This window comes from Tardiphaga sp. 839_C3_N1_4 (assembly GCF_051811045.1).
Taxonomy (GTDB): Bacteria; Pseudomonadota; Alphaproteobacteria; order Rhizobiales; family Xanthobacteraceae; genus Tardiphaga.
Genome location: NZ_JBPWQD010000001.1, coordinates 4,700,784 through 4,718,987, shown reverse-complemented (window position 1 = coordinate 4,718,987; position 18,204 = coordinate 4,700,784). Strand labels below are relative to the sequence as shown.

At 62.3% G+C, this 18,204-nt stretch carries 15 protein-coding genes; 4 read left to right on the top strand and 11 right to left on the bottom strand.

From position 1 onward, the window contains the following. Positions 1 to 75: 75 nt before the first annotated feature. Complete coding sequence (locus AB8A38_RS22545) at positions 76 to 1,293, bottom strand: MFS transporter (protein WP_439087461.1); 1,218 nt, start codon at positions 1,291 to 1,293, stop codon at positions 76 to 78. A 258-nt stretch (positions 1,294 to 1,551) separates the two neighbouring features. Here AB8A38_RS22545 and AB8A38_RS22540 point away from each other — a divergent pair, with 258 nt between their 5' ends. The 3 genes from AB8A38_RS22540 (at position 1,552) to AB8A38_RS22530 (ending at position 5,028) form a co-directional block, all read left to right on the top strand. Continuing rightward, complete coding sequence (locus AB8A38_RS22540; protein WP_439087460.1) at positions 1,552 to 2,826, top strand: hypothetical protein; 1,275 nt, start codon at positions 1,552 to 1,554, stop codon at positions 2,824 to 2,826. A 175-nt stretch (positions 2,827 to 3,001) separates the two neighbouring features. Further along, positions 3,002 to 3,916: an alpha/beta fold hydrolase gene (locus AB8A38_RS22535; RefSeq protein ID WP_439087459.1), complete on the top strand. Its 915-nt coding sequence runs from the start codon at positions 3,002 to 3,004 to the stop codon at positions 3,914 to 3,916. 98 nt (positions 3,917 to 4,014) lie between these two features. Beyond that, positions 4,015 to 5,028 carry an LLM class flavin-dependent oxidoreductase gene (locus tag AB8A38_RS22530; protein ID WP_439087458.1) on the top strand — a complete coding sequence of 338 codons (1,014 nt, stop codon included), beginning with the start codon at positions 4,015 to 4,017 and terminating at the stop codon, positions 5,026 to 5,028. Positions 5,029 to 5,034: 6 nt separating this feature from the next. Here AB8A38_RS22530 and AB8A38_RS22525 read toward each other — a convergent pair whose 3' ends face one another. The 4 genes from AB8A38_RS22525 to AB8A38_RS22510 all read right to left on the bottom strand — a co-directional run bounded on the left by AB8A38_RS22525 (position 5,035) and on the right by AB8A38_RS22510 (position 9,279). Next, the gene (locus AB8A38_RS22525) at positions 5,035 to 6,396 is read right to left on the bottom strand and encodes a carbohydrate porin (protein WP_439087457.1); all 1,362 of its coding nucleotides are present in this window, start codon (positions 6,394 to 6,396) and stop codon (positions 5,035 to 5,037) included. Between the two features lie 5 nt (positions 6,397 to 6,401). Continuing rightward, on the bottom strand, positions 6,402 to 7,433 hold the full coding sequence (locus tag AB8A38_RS22520; protein ID WP_439087456.1) for a transporter: 1,032 nt from the start codon (positions 7,431 to 7,433) through the stop codon (positions 6,402 to 6,404). Positions 7,434 to 7,672: 239 nt separating this feature from the next. Beyond that, positions 7,673 to 8,446 (bottom strand): acetoacetate decarboxylase, encoded by a 774-nt coding sequence (locus tag AB8A38_RS22515; RefSeq protein WP_439087455.1) that lies wholly within the window; start codon positions 8,444 to 8,446, stop codon positions 7,673 to 7,675. A 50-nt stretch (positions 8,447 to 8,496) separates the two neighbouring features. Beyond that, positions 8,497 to 9,279 carry a 3-hydroxybutyrate dehydrogenase gene (locus AB8A38_RS22510; RefSeq protein ID WP_439087454.1) on the bottom strand — a complete coding sequence of 261 codons (783 nt, stop codon included), beginning with the start codon at positions 9,277 to 9,279 and terminating at the stop codon, positions 8,497 to 8,499. 204 nt (positions 9,280 to 9,483) lie between these two features. Between AB8A38_RS22510 and AB8A38_RS22505 the strand changes: the two genes are divergently transcribed. After that, positions 9,484 to 10,644, top strand: coding sequence for a patatin-like phospholipase family protein (locus AB8A38_RS22505; RefSeq protein WP_439087453.1), 1,161 nt, complete (start codon positions 9,484 to 9,486; stop codon positions 10,642 to 10,644). Positions 10,645 to 10,883: 239 nt separating this feature from the next. On the opposite strand, the gene AB8A38_RS22500 is transcribed toward AB8A38_RS22505, so the two are convergent. From AB8A38_RS22500 to AB8A38_RS22475, 6 genes are all read right to left on the bottom strand, one after another. After that, entirely contained in the window at positions 10,884 to 12,512 is a 1,629-nt protein-coding gene (locus AB8A38_RS22500) for an inorganic phosphate transporter (RefSeq protein ID WP_439087452.1), read from the bottom strand. 136 nt (positions 12,513 to 12,648) lie between these two features. Beyond that, positions 12,649 to 13,326, bottom strand: coding sequence for a hypothetical protein (locus AB8A38_RS22495; RefSeq protein ID WP_439087451.1), 678 nt, complete (start codon positions 13,324 to 13,326; stop codon positions 12,649 to 12,651). Between the two features lie 103 nt (positions 13,327 to 13,429). Then, positions 13,430 to 13,678, bottom strand: coding sequence for a hypothetical protein (locus tag AB8A38_RS22490; protein WP_068729285.1), 249 nt, complete (start codon positions 13,676 to 13,678; stop codon positions 13,430 to 13,432). Positions 13,679 to 13,791: 113 nt separating this feature from the next. Then, positions 13,792 to 15,786 carry an ATP-binding protein gene (locus tag AB8A38_RS22485; RefSeq protein WP_439087450.1) on the bottom strand — a complete coding sequence of 665 codons (1,995 nt, stop codon included), beginning with the start codon at positions 15,784 to 15,786 and terminating at the stop codon, positions 13,792 to 13,794. Between the two features lie 59 nt (positions 15,787 to 15,845). Beyond that, positions 15,846 to 17,342, bottom strand: coding sequence for an ATPase domain-containing protein (locus AB8A38_RS22480; protein WP_439087449.1), 1,497 nt, complete (start codon positions 17,340 to 17,342; stop codon positions 15,846 to 15,848). A gap of 82 nt (positions 17,343 to 17,424) precedes the next feature. Continuing rightward, a complete protein-coding gene (locus AB8A38_RS22475; RefSeq protein ID WP_439087448.1) occupies positions 17,425 to 18,198 on the bottom strand; it encodes a thioesterase family protein in 774 nt (257 codons plus the stop codon). Positions 18,199 to 18,204: the final 6 nt, after the last annotated feature.

Genomic DNA, 18,204 nt, shown 5'->3' with positions numbered 1-18,204 from the left:
ATCAGCATAATCCGTTGACGACGGGCTATATTTCCGAAGCGCGTCACCCGCAAATGGCGACTGGAAGATTTGTCCTCACGCCGGCAGGGGGGCGGGCTCCGCTTTCACGACCGGCATCGGCCTGAATGTCATTGCGATCAGGAAAGCGCCGAGCCCCATAATCCAGGAGCCGATATAGAGCCAAGCGTAGCTGGCGAACGCGTCGTAGATCAAACCTCCGGCGAGAGGTCCAGTCGCCATGCCAAGACTGCCGGCCATGGCCGTTCCGCCGATCACTGTGCCCATCATCCGCAACGGAAAGTTTTCGCGCGCGAGAACGGCGTAGAGCGGCATGGTGCCTGCATAGATGAAGCCAAAGACCGACGCCACGGTGTAGAACCCGCCGAGCTCACGCACGAAGACAAAACCGAGCGCGCCGAACGCCTGGGCGAGCAAGCCAAAGACCAGTACACGCTTGGCGCCAAAGCGATCGCCGAGCAGGCCGAAGGCGATACGGCCGCCCATCCCTGCCAGACCTTCGACGCTATAAATCGTGACTGCAGCGACAATCGGTATGCCGCAGCTGATCGCGTAGCTCACAGTATGGATGATCGGCCCGGAATGCGTGGCACAGCAGAAGAAATTCGTCAGCAGCAGGATGATGAACTGTGGCGAGCGTAGCGCCTGCGCACGCGACATCTCTGCTTGCACCGGCTCGGCGGATGGCGCGGGAGGCGCGGTCGCCAGCGCCGGCGCGCGGCGCACCAGCAGCGAGACTGGAATCATGATCGCGGCCACGACGACGGCCACGATCTGCATCGAGGTGCGCCAATCGTGGTTCGAAACGAGCCAGGCCGCCAGCGGCGACATGGTCATGGGCGCCATGCCCATCCCCGCCGAAACCAGCGACACGGCCAGGCTACGATGCGTATCGAACCAGCCGGTAACCGTTGCCATCATCGGCGCAAAGATCGCAGCGGTGGCGCCGCCGACCATCAGCCCGAAGACGAATTGAAATACGACCAGAGACGTCGCGAGGCTCGCCAGCACCAGGCTTGACGCGAGCACGACCGACCCGGTCAACACCACCGGGAGTGGCCCCCATCGGTCGGACAAGGTGCCCCAGATCATGCTGGTGACAGCCATTGCGAGGAAGCCAATTGTCATGGCGCTCGATATACCGGTGACCGACCAGCCGGTATCCCGCGCGATCGGCTGCAGGAACACCGGCAGCGAAAACATGCCGCCGATCGCGACGCAGCCCAGAAGGCCGCCCGCGGCGACGATTACCCAGCGATAGTGAGAATTGGTCATTCCTGGTCTCCACGTTAGCGCTCTCTGAGTGGAAGACGCACGGGACGGGCCGGAGCCGACAGGCCGAGGGCTATCGCAGCTCACGTTTTTGCGAGCGCATACAGTTGTTCATTCCGCGATGGCAGTGATCTCGCGGGCCAGCGGACCGGTTCGGTAGATCGCTGACGAGAACATCTCTTGTCGATCGGCGGTTTATTAAGTCTAACAGGCTCAGACTGCCCCGAAGCGTCACTGGGGCTTCAAGCGTGCGAGATCGAGATGCCCGGCCTGAGCAGACGAGCCATCCTGATGGGAGGCGCCGCATCGATGATGCTGCGCTCGAGTCCATTGGCCGCGCTGCCGCTTCCCGGCCCGTCCGATACCTTTACCGACAGTGTCGGCGTCAATGTGCATATCAGCAGCGAGCCATATGCGAGTCATTTCGACCGGTTTCACGATCTGCTCGCGGCATCAGGCATTCGCCATCTGCGCGACGAGTTGCGGCCAAGCAACGATCTCGATCGCTGGCGCGCGCTGAACAAACGCTCGAACATCCTGTTCAATCTTGTCGTGTCGCCGGCAACCAACACCGTGCCGGAGATGATGACCTATCTCGCTGCACTGGGCATCGAGCGCATCTCGGCGATGGAGGGCCAGAACGAGGGCAACAGCGACTGGTTCCTGTCGCTGCCGCTGGCGAAGCCCGGTTGGAGCAATGTCGTCGTGAACTATCAGCGCGAGGTGCACCATGCGCTGCGCGCGCGATATGCGGCGACGGAGTTGCCGCTGCTGTCGCCAAGCGTGATCAACTGGAAGCCCGCCGACGTCGCGCTGCTGCGCCCGGCCGCGCAGTTCAGCGATGCCGTCGCCATCCATTCCTATGTGCAGCGTGCACAGGAGCCCGAGACATCCGACGATTACGCCGCGGTGTCGTGGTATCTGCACAATATGCGCGACGCGTTCAAACCCGGTGCGCCCGCACTGGCAACCGAATGCGGCTACTGCAACGTCGTGAAGCCCGGCACATCCGGCGTGTCGGAGACGGCGGCGGCGCTCTATCTGCCGCGGCTGCTGCTCAACAACTTCCACCTCGGCATTCTCCGGACATTCCTCTACGAATTTTTCGATGGCGGTACCGATCCCGACGACGGAGAGCATCATTGGGGCCTCGTTCGCAATGACGGCTCGCCGAAGCCCGGCTACCATGCGATCCGGAATCTCCTGTCCGCATTGAAAGGCGCGCGCCGCGCCAGCAACGATCCGCCGCTACGCGTGGCATCCACGGCGCCCGACCTGCGGCACATCGCGTTTTGGGATGCGCAGGGACAACCGTTGCTTGCGGTATGGCGCGCGGTGCGCTGCTGGAATGTGGAGCAGGCCGAGGACATCTCTGTGCCCACGGAGCCGATCGACATCTCCGTCGAGGGTTCTGCTGCTTCGCTCTCCTTCAACCGTCCGAATGACGATGCCGAGTGGCGCCGCGTACCGGTGACAGACGGACGCGCGACGATCCCGCTCGACGGGCGCGTGGCGATCGTCAGGCGTTCCAGCTGAGCTGGTATGACCGGGTGTGGCTTGAACCGCCCCGCCGCGCTTTGTATCCTGCAACTGCGTACGAACTGACGGTGAGCAGCAAAGTCTTTCAGACGAAGTCTCTCAGACTCTGCGGTCCGGCCAAGCATGCGACAGCTTCGCCTTCTGCTCCAAAATATAACGGATTCTCCCCCATATGGACTATGCGCCTTCCGCTCCGGCCGTTGCGGCCGAGACGCACGCTTTTCAGGTTCTGCTCGAAGATGGCGCCACAGCCAGCATCCGCGTTTATGGAAAAGGTCCACGGATCATCTGCAGCCATGGCAACGGTCTCGCCATCGATGCTTTTCAAAGCTTCTGGCGCCTCTTCACGGATGACTACGAGACCGTGGTGTTCGACTTCCGTCATCACGGCCGCAGCAGTCCGTATCGCCAGCCCATCCCGCATGTCTGGCCGCAGCTCATTCGCGACTATGAGGCGATCATGCAAGGGATCACACGCGAACTCGGCGCGGCGCCGAGCCTCGGTGCATTTCATTCGATGAGCGCCCTGACGACCCTGCTGCATGCCGCCGAATATGAGACGTCGTGGATCGGCGTCGTCGGCTTCGAGCCGCCGGCAACACCGCCAGCGAGCTATCCGGAGTTCCAGAGTTTCCGCACGGAAAATGACAGGCTTGCCGGACGCGCCGCGCAGCGTCGCACTACCTTTCCCAACGTGCAGGAGCTGTTCGATTCCTATCGCCGCAGCCGGGCATTTGCCGGCGTCGACGATGCCGGACTGCAAGCACTCGCCGCATCCACGCTGCGCTGGAACGACGACAGCCAGCTCTATGAACTCGCCTGCGCCAGGGAATTCGAGGCCAGCATCTTCACCATGCAGGATCTCCCGGGCGCCTGGGAGCGGATGTGCAGCGTCAGGCTGCCGGTGCAGCTCGTCGCCGGTGAACCGAAGACGAGAACCAGCCCGTTCGTCGACATGGAGCGTGCCTTCGCGCGCGACGGCGGCTTTGCCTTCACCACTGTGCCTGACGCCTCGCATTTCATGCAGATGGAAAAGCCGGCCGAATGCGCCGCAATCGTGCGCGCTTTCCACGCGGACCTGACCTGACCGCTCGGGAGTAACGCCGAGCTGCCATGCCGGGCGCGCAACCGGCTGGCAATCGGCCCCAGCCATGCCCACATGGCAAGGGCAATGGGAGCCCAGTCATGACCGCACTATCCATCCTCGACCTCGTCCGCGTCACCCAGGACACTGATGCGCGCGGCGCGCTCGACAATTCCCGGGATCTCGCCGGCCATGCGGAACGCTGGGGCTATCAGCGCTTCTGGGTCGCCGAACATCACAACATGATCGGCATCGCCAGCGCCGCGACCTCGGTGGTGATCGGTCATATCGCAGCGGGGACCAAAACCATTCGCGTTGGTGCCGGTGGCATCATGCTCCCGAACCATGCCCCCATCGTCATCGCCGAACAGTTCGGCACGCTGGCGCGGCTGTTTCCCGGCCGCATCGATCTCGGCCTCGGCCGTGCACCCGGCACCGACCAGATGACCATGCGGGCGCTGCGCCGCTCGCTGCAGAATTCCGACAATTTCCCGCAGGACATCCAGGAGCTGCAGGCCTATTTCGCCCCGGCCGGCCCAAACCAGCGCCTGCAGGCTGTGCCGGCCGCGGGTACCGATGTGCCGCTGTGGATTCTCGGCTCCTCTACCTATGGTGCGCAGCTCGCCGCAGCGCTCGGCCTGCCCTACGCTTTCGCCTCGCATTTCGCGCCCGACCAGTTGCTGCAAGCCCTGCAGATCTATCACCAGCACTTCGAAGCCTCCGAACAGTCAACGAAGCCGCATGCGATGGTCGGCGTCAACATCATCGCCGCCGACACCGATGCCGAGGCCAAGCGGTTGTGGACCACGCAGCAGATGTCCTTCACCAACATGTTCCGCGGCACCCGCGGGCTGAGCGCGCCACCGATCGACGATATCGAGACCTACTGGGCGCCGGCCGAGAAGATGCAGGCCATGGGCATGCTGCGGCGATCGATCATCGGCTCCAAGGAAACCGTGCGCGCCGGCATCGCTGCGCTGGTCGAGGAGACGGGCGCGGATGAGCTGATGATCGTCTCCGACGTCTACGACCACGCCACGCGGCTCAAGTCCTATGAGATGATCGCCGAGGCGGCTGCGGGCCTGAGTAAAACGCCGGCCGAAGCTGCCTGCTGAGACATCTCAGAAATTGATGGTGGTGCGGACGCCGAATACCGCGGCATCTTTGATCCGCTTCGTCTGCGTGGCATCGTTGGGATCGACGGCCCCGCCGGCGGGATGCATCACATATTGAAACACCGGCTGCACCGCCACGCCCGGAGCGACCGCAGCAAGATATGTCATTTCCAGCACGGCTTCGAAATCGCGAATCGGCGATTGAATGCCGGTGAAAAGCTGGACGTCACGATCAAGCCCGCGTGCGCCATCCGAAATGCGCGCATAGGTCATGGCGATGCCGAACCTGTCATCCGGCCGCTCTGCCGAGAAACCCGACACCTGAATGCCGCCATCGAGATAGAAGCTGATCAGGTTACGATCGGACGGGCTGATCGACGTGCGCGCAAAGAAGCCGATGCCCTTGTCAGGCCCGAGTGCGCTGAAGGCGAGCCGCTGTTCGTAAACGGCGAAAACGCCGCGATTGCCGCGCCGCATCAGCGGTTCACCGGTGCCGGCTGGATCGGCCTGCGACAGGCCCTGCGCGGTCCAGCGCTCGTCATCGAATTCGGCAAGATGCACCCAGCCGCCTCCGGTGATCGATCCGGGCAGCTCAGACGGCCCGAGCTTGTAGCTGTATTTCAGCTGCCCGATGATCCACGGCGGATCGTTGACGCGAAATGCGAGACCGTGCGCGTTGGCAATTTGCGGATCATTCGGGCCGGGCGCAGCCGCACTGCCATTGAACACCGCCAGATAGGCCGTAAACGCATCCGACAGACTGGCCTTGAATCGAACGCCCGGCACGGCGAGCGGCGGCGACGGTCCGCCGGCCGGCAGGATCACGCCGGTGATGCCGGGCCAGCCCAGCGCCGAATTGACGAAGATATCGTCATACTTGCTGTCGATGAATTCGATATCGGAGGGTTGCTGACCGACCTTCACCAGCAGTTTGCCGCCGAACAGCGACTGTTCGATCCAGAATTCATAAAGCCGCGTCGCCGGCAGCGCCTCGATGCCGCTAACCAGCATCAGATTGCCGATATAGTCGCGCGACAGGCCAGGTCCGTGGATCTGATAGACATTGGCGTGAAAGGTCGCGCCGCTCCAGCCGACCGCCTTGTCGAGATCGACATCGACGCCGAAATCGAAACGCCCCTCATAGACCGCACCACGCCGGATGCCGCCGGAGGCATTACCGAGCGCCTCGCCGATATAGGTGGCTGACAGTGCAACGCCCCATTCGGCGAGCCGGTCATTGATCGGCTTCAGGCCGTTATCGCGCCAATCGCCGGCATACGCAGATGACAGCGAGACCGTCCCAAACGCGACAAGGCCGACGAGCACCATCATCGCACGGGCCATCCAGCACGGAAACACACCAACCATGATAGCTACCTGATGATCTTGAGGCGCTTCATCACGGCATAGGCCGATGCTGACGAAATCAATATCAGCGCGCCCGCCCAGAAAAATCCGGTTTCAACATCGGTCAGCGGCAGGCCCTTGGTGTTCATTCCGAAGATGCCGGTGACCAGCGTCGGCGGCAGCAGCAGTGCGGTGAGTACCGAGAGCACACGCAGGCTTTCATTGCCGCGCTCCTCGATCTGCAGATGCAGCTCTTCCTGCAGCAACCGGCTGCGCTCGCGCATCTCGACCACATTGTGATCCAGCCCGTCGAGCCGCTGCGCCAGCTTGCCGGCGCGCAATTGCAGCGCAGGCTTCAGCTCGCGCTGACCTTTGGCCTCAAGCCGCTGGAATACGATGCGCAGCCCGGAAAGCTGCCGATGCAGCCGCACGCAGGTCCGGCGCAGACGACCGAGTTTCTGCAGCATGTCCCGCGAATCGCCGGAGACCACCTGTTCCTCGATCTCGTCGAGCGATATCGCCAAACTGTCGGCGACCCCATCCATGGTGTCGGCGACATTCTCCACGATCGTCTCAAGCAGCGAGGCCATGCTGTCGATACGCTGGCCCTGCTCAAGCGAACGACGCGTGGCATCGACGGCACACAGCGCATGATGACGGCCGCTGATCAACAGGCGTTCGGTCATCACGAAGCGCAGATAGCCGGTGTCTTCGGTTGCCTCGTCGATATCGCGCAACAGGTCCGAGATCACGCCATAGATACTGTCATCGGTGGCATGGAGCTGCTGATAGGTGTCCTTGGACAGCAGCAAGGCACGGGCCTGCTCTGGCGCGTGCAACGGGATTTGCGCCAGCCATTGCAGCGCGCGCGCGTCAGTCAGGTTGAAATGCAGCCAGAGCAATCCGCCATGGGCAATGTCGATACCCGCATCGACCGGCAATGGCTCGGGCTTGCCGTCGGAATGGATGCGGAAGGCCCAGACCAGACCCGGAATCCGATCGGCCGAGCCAAGTGTGGACGACACCTCCGCAGTTGTGACCGGCACTTCAAGCTGCATCGGACACCCACCGTTTTTCACGCAACGCAATACGCATGCGCCACCAAAAAATAAAATATCTGCCTGCGGCTCTCCGACTGTGTCAGTCCGCCGCAGGCACTTAATGACACCCTTGTTACAGGGATATGTCAGCCGAGATGAGATGATGGTCCGATTAGAAAAAATCGGATCATCACCTCATCTCATTGTCTCAAGCATGATCTTTCGGAAAACCGGTTTCCACTTTTCCGGATCATGCTCTATTCGGCGGCTTCGGCGAGTGTATCGCTCTGCTTGTTGTAGTCATGGACGACACGGCCATAGGGCAATGTCAGGTCGGCCAGGAAATGATGCGCACCGATCACGCGGCGCACCGGAAAGTCGGCGACCGGCGCATTGACGTGCGGGACCAGGTGCAGGCGTCCCGGGCCGAACCACGACCCCTTGACGGTGATATCAGTCAGGTTGATCGCCACCAGCTGACAGACTTCCGCGCTGCCATCGACACCGGGGATCAGCTTCAGATTGATCTGGGTCTTGGAGAGCGTGGCGTGCGTCGCTTCGCCATTGCCGGCCATGGCACCGTGCTTGTAGGCCATCGTGCCCATGGCAACCTGCTGCCCGGCATATTCCAGCGTGCCGGTCAGCGTGTCCTTGACCACTTCAAGCTTCGGATGCGCGTATTTCTTCGGAAAGCCCCAGATCTCGCGGCCGGCGGCGATCGGCGGATCATCGTCCAGATACATCTGCGAGACGAAATTGACGTCCTCACCCTTGAAACGCGCGGGGATCACGAGGCCCGTTTCCGTATAGCTGCCGAAGCCGGATGAGTCCGGCATCTTGATCCACTCATAATGCACGATGGACTGTTCGATCGGCTCCAGTGGCTCGGGCAAACCCATCCGGATCAGGTCCGGATCGGTCTCATAGGTGATGACGAGGAATTCGCGATTGATGAAGCGATAGGGACCGGCGGGATAGCTCGGGCCGGCCATCGGCATCGACGGCAAACGGAGGATGTCTTCCTGGCGCATCGGAAACTCCTTGAGTGTGAAATCGCAGGGTTCGGATCGTTGGATTGAACTCAGTGCGCTGTCCACCCGCCATCGACCGGCAGCGTGATGCCGGTGATCGAACGGGCGTGGTCGGTGCAGAGGAAATTGACGACCGAAGACAGTTCTTCGACGGTCACGAAACGTTTGGTGGGCTGGGCGGCCAGCAGCACGTCGGAGATCACCTGCTGCTCAGTGATGCCGCGCGCCTTGGCCTGCTCCGGGATCTGCTTTTCGACCAGCGGCGTCATCACATAACCCGGGCATACCGCATTCACGGTGATGCCGTGTTCGGCGACTTCCAGCGCCGCCGTCTTGGTCAGCCCGGCAATGCCGTGCTTGGCCGCGACATAGGCCGACTTGAACGGCGAGGCGACCAGCGCATGGGCCGAAGCGATGTTGACGATCCGGCCCCAGGACTTCGCCTTCATGTGGGGAATGGCGAGACGCGTGGTGTGAAACGCACTCGACAGGTTGATCGCCACGATCGCGTCCCATTTCTCGACCGGGAATTCCTCGAGCGGCGCGACATATTGAATGCCGGCATTGTTGACCAGGATATCGACACCGCCGAATTCCTGCTCGGCCTGTGCCATCATCGCCGCGATGTCGTTGCCGTCGGCCATGTTGGCGCCGCTATAGAGCACCCGGACCTGATGGCTGTCGGCAATCTCGCTGCGGATCGCCTCGATCTCATGGGCGTCGCCGAAGCCGTTCAGCACGATATTGACGCCGCTGGCCGCAAGGCCGCGCGCGATACCAAGGCCGATGCCGCTGGTGGAGCCGGTGATGATGGCGGACTTTTCAGACAGCATGCGCGCAGCCCTTCGTAAGCAAACGTTAATATCTGCTTCTTTGCTAGCGATGCTGTTTGACGGCGGTATGAGGAATTTCCTTCAGCCGCGTGACGCGCTCATGGACTGACGCGCGGTCATCGAATTTGCCATTTGTCACAACGCCGTCACTGCTCATCTGAATTCTGCCGCCAACATCATGTGATCGCTGAGGAGAAGACCCAGATGGACGCGCGGACACCCGATTCAGATACGACTGTCGAGACCGGCTGGCGCCCCGATCGCTGTGATCGTGTAGCACTGGTGCTGCAGGGCGGTGGCGCCCTCGGCGCCTATCAGGCCGGCGTGTATCAGGCGCTCCATGAGCAAGGCATGGAGCCGGACTGGGTGTGCGGCGTATCGATCGGCGCGATCAATTCGGCGATCATCGCCGGCAATCCGCCGGAAGACCGGCTGGAGAAGCTGCAGATCTTCTGGGACCGCATCACCGCCCGCAAGGTCTGGCACTACACACCGGACGGTGACGTCTATCGCAAGGCCCGCAATCTCGCGAGCTCGTTCATGACCACGACCCTCGGCCAGCCCGGTTTCTTCAAGCCGCACGAGGTCAATCCTTGGTTCAGCCCGGCCGGTGCAAAGACGGCGACGAGCTATTACGACACCTCGCCGCTACGCGACACCCTGCTCGAACTGGTCGACTTCGATCTCATCAATTCGCGCAAAATCCATTTCGCCGTCGGCGCGGTCAACGTTATCACCGGCAACTTCCTCTATTTCGACAACAAGAAGGAAGTCATCGCGCCCGAACACGTGATGGCATCAGGCGCACTGCCGCCAGCTTTGCCGATGGTGAAGATCGGCACCGATCATTTCTGGGATGGCGGCATCGTCTCCAACACGCCGCTGCAGCACCTGCTCGACCAGGAAGACAAGATGAACTCGCTCGTCTTCCAGGTCGATCTGTTCAGCGCCCGCGGCGTGCTGCCACGGGATATCCAGGAGGTGCTGGCCCGGCACAAGGACATCGTCTATTCGTCCCGCACCCGCCACAACACCGACATCTACCGGCGCATGAACAATCTGAAGTCGGAACTCTACAAGGTGCTGCAGCGCATTCCCGACGACCAGCTGAGCGACGAGGAACGCGCGCGGCGCGACAGCCTGTCGGATCTGCCGGAGATCACCATCCTGCAGATGATCTACCAGCAGAAGGCCTATGAGGGCGATTCCAAGGACCACGAATTCTCGGCGACCTCGATGCGCGAACACTGGCAGAGCGGCCTCGACGATACCCGTCGCACCCTGAAGCGCCGCGACTGGCTGGCGCTGCCGGAGCAAGGCAAGGGCATCGTGGTGCACGACGTGCATCGCGAGAGCAGTTCGTAAAGGCATATTGCTCGTCATTCCGGGATTCGCCGTAGCCGGCTTTAGCCGGCGGAGGTGAAGACCCGGAATCCCGAAGTGTTCATCCCATGTCGAGATTCCGGGTTCGCGCGCGCAAGTGCGCACGCGCCCCGGAATGACAGTGTTATACAAAAAGGCCCGCGCAGATGATGCGCGGGCCTTTTCTTTTAGCGGTTTGAAAGAGCGAGGCCGCCGCGTTTCCGCAGCGGCCTCGCCTATCCTCAGAACAACTGGCTGAACAGCACGTAGAGCGAGGCCGAGAGCATGATGGCGCAGGGCAACGTCAGCACCCAGGCCATCAGCAGGTTGCGGATGGTGGCCATCTGCAGGCCCGAGCCGTTCGCCGCCATGGTGCCCGCAACGCCGGACGACAGCACGTGGGTGGTCGAAACCGGCAGACCGAAGACGTCGGCCGCGCCGATGGTGGCAGCGGCCACGAGTTCGGCCGAAGCACCCTGCGCATAGGTCAGATGCGTCTTGCCGATCTTCTCGCCGACGGTGACGACGATGCGCTTCCAGCCGACCATGGTGCCGAGGCCGAGTGCGATGGCTACGGCGATCTTCACCCAATCCGGGATGAACTTGGTGGCGGCATCGAGCGAGCCCTTATAGGCGTTGAGGGTCGCGACATCTTCCTTGTTGAGGTCGTTTTCCTTGTCCTTCATCAGGAAGCGGATGGCCTCCGATGCGAGATACATGTCGTTGCGGGTGTTGCCGACGGATTCCGCAGGCACCTTGTCGAGCGTGCCATAGCTGCGAACCTGATCGCCGACCTGCTGGACGAGAACGGCGAGCGACGGATAGGTGCCTTCGCTGATCTTGCGCTGCGACACGTAAGTGGTCACAGCCGGACGGGGATCGCCGATGATGCTGTGACCGGCACCCTTGGCTGCAATCACCTTGGCGGCCGCGATGGAGTTGACCTGGAACTGGGCAACGCGGGATTCCGGCAATGCGCGGTTCAGCGCATAGGCGGTCGGCACGGTGCCGATCAGCACCAGCATGATCAGGCCCATGCCCTTCTGACCGTCATTCGAACCATGCGCGAAGGACACGCCTGTGCAGGTGGCGATCAGAATGCCGCGGATCCACAGCGGCGGCGCCTTGTTGCCGTCCGGTGCCTTATACAGAGCGGGATTGCGCACCACGAATTTCAGCATCAGCAGCAGGATGGCGGCGCAGGCGAAGCCGAACAGCGGCGACAGCAGCAGCGCATAGCCGATTTCGGTGGCCTTGCCCCAATCGACGCCCGAGGTGCCGTCGCGGCCGCGCATCAGCGCATTGGCGATACCGACGCCGATGATCGAACCGATCAGGGTGTGCGAGCTGGAGGCCGGCAGGCCGAGATACCAAGTGCCGAGATTCCAGATGATCGCCGCGATCAGTAGCGCGAACACCATGGCGAAGCCGGCGCCGCTGGAGACCTGCAGGATCAATTCCACCGGCAGCAGCGAAACGATGCCGAAGGCCACCGCGCCCGTGGAGAACAGCACGCCGAGGAAGTTGAAAAAGCCCGACCACATCACGGCGAATTCCGCCGGCAGCGAGTGGGTGTAGATGACCGTGGCCACCGCATTGGCGGTGTCATGGAAGCCGTTGACGAATTCGAAGCCGAGCGCGATCAGCAGCGCCACGAACAGCAGGAGGTAGGGCAGGTAGCTGGTGACGCGGGTGCCGGTGGCGTTGACGTCCACATAAATGCTGTAGGCGACGAACAGGAGGCCGGCGGCGAGAATGCCGAAAAACAGGATCATCGTCAGCGGGTTGAAGCCCTTGTCGAGATTGGGCCGCGATGCCGGCTCGACTGGCCCGCTTCCGGAAATGGGTTGATTGAGTGTGAAATCGGTCATGAAACGCCCCCGTTACAGGTTAAGAGGCGTTAATCTCTGCACCACGGATGCGAAACCCGGATGACAGGCGCGACAATTTGTCTGTTACGGGTTGCGACAGTCATGCGTCGCCGGCGGACCGGCATGTGACAGGCGCTCAGATCGCCGACGCGACCTTTTCGAGCCCGATCATGCGCGCCAGTGCACGGACTTCGCGCTTCTGATCCTCACGCAACTGGAACAGCAACGGCATTGCAGCGGACTTGAGCTGCTGCACCTCGTCGCTGTCGGGATCGATCGGCGGCGCGCCGGCCGACGAACTGGCCTGCTTGGTCTCGTGGATCCTGCGCGCCACGTTGCGCAGCGCCGCCTCGACGCCGGGCCAGTAGGATTCTTGCGACGCGGTCAGATTGAGCCGGCTCTTGATCGCCGAAATCTGCGCATCGCTGAGCAGCGTATAGGTCTTCTGCACCGGCTTGGCGGCGGCCTTGGGCTTGGCGGTCGGCTGCGGCACCACGATCGGCGCAAGCACCGTCGAACCGGGCGCTTCGATCGGACTGTCGGATGCAAAAGCCTGGCGCAACGGACTGCCGTCAACGCTCGGCACCTGCTGCGGATCGAGCGACGCCATCATGGCGCCGGCGACTGGCAGCCTGTCTTTCTTGCCTTGGGAGTTGGAAACCGGTCCGCGCGACACCGCGACCGAATTTTGCGCGGCACTGTCGTCATATGACAGCGACAGCGATGGGATGCTATCGCGACCGAGGATGCTCGCAACAGCCACGCCGGTCAGCAACAGGCAGCCCAGCACAAGAAGGGTCAGCACACGCGTCAAGCCAGTCTCCGAAATTCAGGACTACCAGAGGTACCTGTCCTCACAAATGGAGATTAATTAAGGCCTAACCATACCGTAGCGGTGTTATAATACTCATAAACGCTCAGGCGGCGTTGGCGAGAACATAGGCTTCCTGGATATCGCTCACGATATCGGAGGCTTCCCACAGCGCATCCGGGGCGACCGATTGCATGCTGATGGTCCAGTTCGCGCCTTTTCCGGCGCGGGGCGTGCTGACGATGTCGAACTGCACCTCGCGGCACAGCGGATGACGGCCGAAAGCTGCGGCCACGCGTGCTTTGATCTCCTCGATCGTGGCCGGCGTCTTCGCGAAATAGGCTTCGATATCCATGATGGCCCCTGAATCGGTTGATTCCCGATCAGGGCATTGTTGGTTCCACAGGATTTAACGAATGGTTAATTTCGCTGCGCCGTGAGCAGATTGATACCACCGCTGCGGGAGGCTCAGCCCAGCAGTTGATCGAGCCGATCCCGGAGCTGATCCTGATGATACGGCTTGGCAAGCCGCGGCAGATCGACCTGAGCGCCTTCGGGCAAATCCGCATAGCCGGTGGCGAGCAGGATCGGCAGCGATGGCCGCATTTCGCGGGAATAAGCCGCAAGCTCGATGCCCGTCATGCCGGGCATCATGTGATCGGTCATCATCAGATCGAGCGGCTCGTCGCTTTTCAGAATCTCCAGCGCATGCCGCCCCGAATTCGCGGGGATCACCCGATGGCCGAGATCCTCCAGCATCTCCGTCGTCGACATCGCGATCAGGGGATCGTCATCGACGAACAGGATCACGGCAGAGCGCGCGGCGTGGCGCATGACATGGGCCGGATCGACCGCCTCCGGCTTCCTGTCGGTGACCGGCAGCACGAGGGTCGCCGTCGTTCCCTTGCCGACAACGCTGGAGAGATCGAGCGTGCCACCAAGCTGCACAGCCAGACCGTGCACCATGGACAGACCGAGACCAGTCCCCTTGCCGACCGGCTTGGTCGAGAAGAACGGCTCGATCGCCTTCTTCAACGTCTCCGGCGACATGCCGGCGCCATTGTCGATGATCGACACCTTGAGATAGTCGCCGGGCTTCAGAATCGGATCGCCCTTGCCGACCCGATGCTTCTTCACCCTGATATCGATGGAGCCGCCGTCCTGCATGGCGTCGCGCGCATTGATCGCGAGATTGAGGATGGCGAGTTCGAGTTGATTGGGATCGATCTGCGCCCGCGGCAAATCGTTGGGAATATCGAGACGCAGCGCGACGCGCGGCCCGAGTGAACGTTCGAGCAGATCGCTCATGCCGCGGACCAGCGCACCGAGATCGACGGCCACGGCTTTCAGATCCTGCTGCCGTGCAAAGGCCAGTAGCCGCTGCGTCAGCGAGGCGCCGCGCTCGGCGCCCTGCATCGCGCCATCGACCAGTCGTTTCAGGCGCGGGTCGTCCGGCATGCGCTTGCGCAGCAGATCGAGATTGCCCATCACCGCCATCAGCAGATTGTTGAAGTCATGCGCGACGCCGCCGGTGAGCTGGCCGATGGTCTCCATCTTCTGCGCCTGACGCAATTGGTCCTGCGCTTTCTCGCGCGCCGCAACTTCCTTCATCAGGTCGTTGCTGCGTTCCCCAACGCGCTGTTCGAGCGTCGCCGTAAGCTCGGCAAGCGCGGACCGCTCCGCCGTCAACTGCTCCAGCAAATTGTCGCGATCGATATCGGCAGACTTCCGCGCCGTGATATCGACGGAGACGCCGACGAGTGTTTTCGGCTTGCCGTCAGGCCCACGGACCATGCGCGCACGCGTCTCGACCCAATGCACCGAGCCGTCCGGCCAGATATTGCGGTATTCGACATTGTAATCCGCGCCGGCCATCAGCGTCGCATCGAGCGCCTGCTGGCGTTGCTCGCGATCATCGGGATGAACCGCGGCCTGCAACTCGCTGAACGTGAACGACTGATCCGGTCGGCGGCCGAAGCATGCCTTGGTCGTATCCGAGACCTCAAGCCGAAGTTCGGGCAGATGCAGTTCGAGCGTCCCGAGCCGTCCCGCATCGAGCGCCGTCTGCAGCAACCCCTGACTGTCGCCGAGATCTTCGAGAATGGCACGCGTCTGATATTGGCGCCGGCGCGCGCGGACGGCCGAACCGACGATCGAAATCAGGGTTGTCGGGTGAAACGGGCGCTCGATGAACGTCACATTGCCGAGTAACTGTCCGAGCCGCGCGGCATCCGGGTTGCGCTCCGGTCCGCCGCCCTGACGCGTCAGCAAGACGATCGGGAAATCGGACCATGACGGTTGATCGTGCAGCCAGTTGCCGAGGCCGCGCAGATCGACGGTCTTGATCGCCTCGTCGGCGATCACGGCGACACCGGCACCGCCCTTGATCTCCTCGAGCAGCGACAGGAAGTCCTCGCAGGGCTGCGCGTAAAAACCGGCCTCGCGGATCAAGGCGGCAGCCACTGCAGAATCACGCCCTGTGGGAGCAAGGATGACAGCGCGCTCGGAGGAACGTCCCGGTTTCACGCCGAGGATCCCTCGAGCAGAGCGCTTTGACCACTATAGATGGGTACGCCGCGCAACACGCCCTGGAATTCGCTAAGCGGCGCGCCGATTGTGAGACCTCGCCCGTCGATCCGGTACTCGCGAATGGTCGACTCATGCGCGCCGGTTCGCTTCTTGATTACAGACATCGCGCGGCGAACGCTGCCGCGTGCCTCGAAGTAACGGAGCAGGATCACGGTATCGGCGAGATAGGTGACGTCCACCGGCGCCTTCATATCGCCGACGAGGCCGTGCTGCGCCACCGTCATGAAGGTCGCTGCGCCCCTGCGGTTGAGATATTGCAGTAGCTCATGCATGTGCAGGATCAGCGAGTTCTCTTCCGGCATCGAGGCCTGATAGCCATTGAGACTGTCGATCACGACGGTCTTGATGTTGTGCTCGTCGATCTGACGACGGACGCGATGCGCAAATTCACCCGGCGACAATTCAGCGGCATCAACCTGCTCGACGAACAGACGCCCGCTTTCCTGCATGGCGGCGAGATCGATTCCGATCCCCTTCATGCGATCGAACAGCAGTCCAAGCTCCTCGTCGAAGATAAACATGGCCGCCTTCTCGCCGCGCTTCACCGCTGCGACCACGTTGACGATCGCGGTCAGCGATTTGCCCGTGCCCGCCGGCCCCAGGATCAATGTACTCGAGCCTGTTTCGATACCGCCGCCGAGCAGTTGATCGAGCTGCGCAATGCCGCTCGACTTGGTCTTGCGATCCATGCTGTTGCGGAATTCGGATGCGACCAACCGAGGAAAGACGTTGAGGCCGCCCGTGGTGATGGTGGCATCGTGGTAGCCGCCGCGAAACTTGACACCGCGATACTTGATCACCCGCGCACGCCGACGTTCGGCACCGTAGGAGGGCGCCAGTTCTTCCAGCCGCAGCACGCCATGCGCGACGCTGTGCACTGTCTTGTCGGCCACTTCCGCCGTGAGGTCGTCGAGCAACATCACCGTCGTGCCGAATTTTGCGAAGTAATGCTTGATAGCCAGTATCTGGCGGCGATAACGCAGCGAGCTCTGCGCCAGCAGCCGGATTTCGGACAGGCTGTCCAGCACGACCCTGCTCGGCTGGGTGCGTTCCACCGCCTCGAATATCTGCTTGGTGGTTTCGCCGAGTTCGAGGTCGGACGAATAGAGCAGACTCTGCTGCTGATCCTCGTCAAGCAGGCTTTCCGGCGGCAGGAGTTCGAAAACTTCAATGCTTTTGTCGAGGGCCCAGCCATGGGACGCTGCGCCATCGCGCAACTCACTATTCGTCTCGGAGAGCGTGATGTAGAGACATTTCTCTCCGACCCGCGCGCCCTCCAGCAAGAACTGCAACGCGACCGTGGTCTTGCCTGTCCCCGGCGCGCCTTCGACAAGAAAAATGTGACCTCGGGAGAATCCGCCGGAGAGGATATTATCCAATCCCCAGATGCCGGTTCTGGCTTTGTCGTCCTGCACGTGCGTCGAACTCATACTGCCCCCTGACGCGCGATAACCGGGGCAATATCAATCGGTTCCCGGTCCAGGACAAAAATTCTAAAAAGCGCGCCGGTCGTCACCGTCTCTCAATGACCAGGCTCTGCACTGCCCGGCCGAAATAACCATTGATATCGGCGAGCTTCGACGCAGCAAGACCGGCGCCATCCGGCCCGATCCAGCTCTCCCCGTCCAGCAGGATCCAGTCGCCCACCGGGGGACGCGACAGGCTTACGGTGAGGTCGGCATTCAGGAAGGTCCAGTCGTCGAAACTCAGCACCGGTGACGAGCCGTTGCTGAAGTCGGCCGCGATGACGGCACGCATCACCTGCGAGAGGCCGGCGCCTTCGACGATCGGCCGGTTGGCACGGTACCAGATCGCGCCCGGCCCCAGCGACAGGAAGCCGCCGCGCACCGCGCGAATGGTCATGCCGGTGACGAAGGGACTGCTGGCGTAACGTGGCTCCAGCAATCCACCCTGATCCGGCGGCGGCACCGTGACCGGCGGATCGGCGATCTCCGACGGAAGCGCCTGCGCCTCCGCCCTGATCTTCAGCACTGTCGCACGCACCACGACTGTACCGTTCGCCAACAGTCTGACGCCAACGAGCTGAATCTTGCGACCCTCGCGCAGCACTTCCGTCTCGAAAGTGAGCGGCGCCACCGGCACCGGCCGCAACAAGTCGATGGTGACACGCGTCACATGCATCGGACTTGCGGTGGGCATCTGCTCGGCAAGCCATGTCACCAGCGCCGACGGTGCGGAGCCATGCTGCATGGTCTCGTTCCATGGACCCGCAGCATGCGGGCTGGTGACGACATGATTGCCGTCCACGCGATAGATGGCGTCCATCAAATC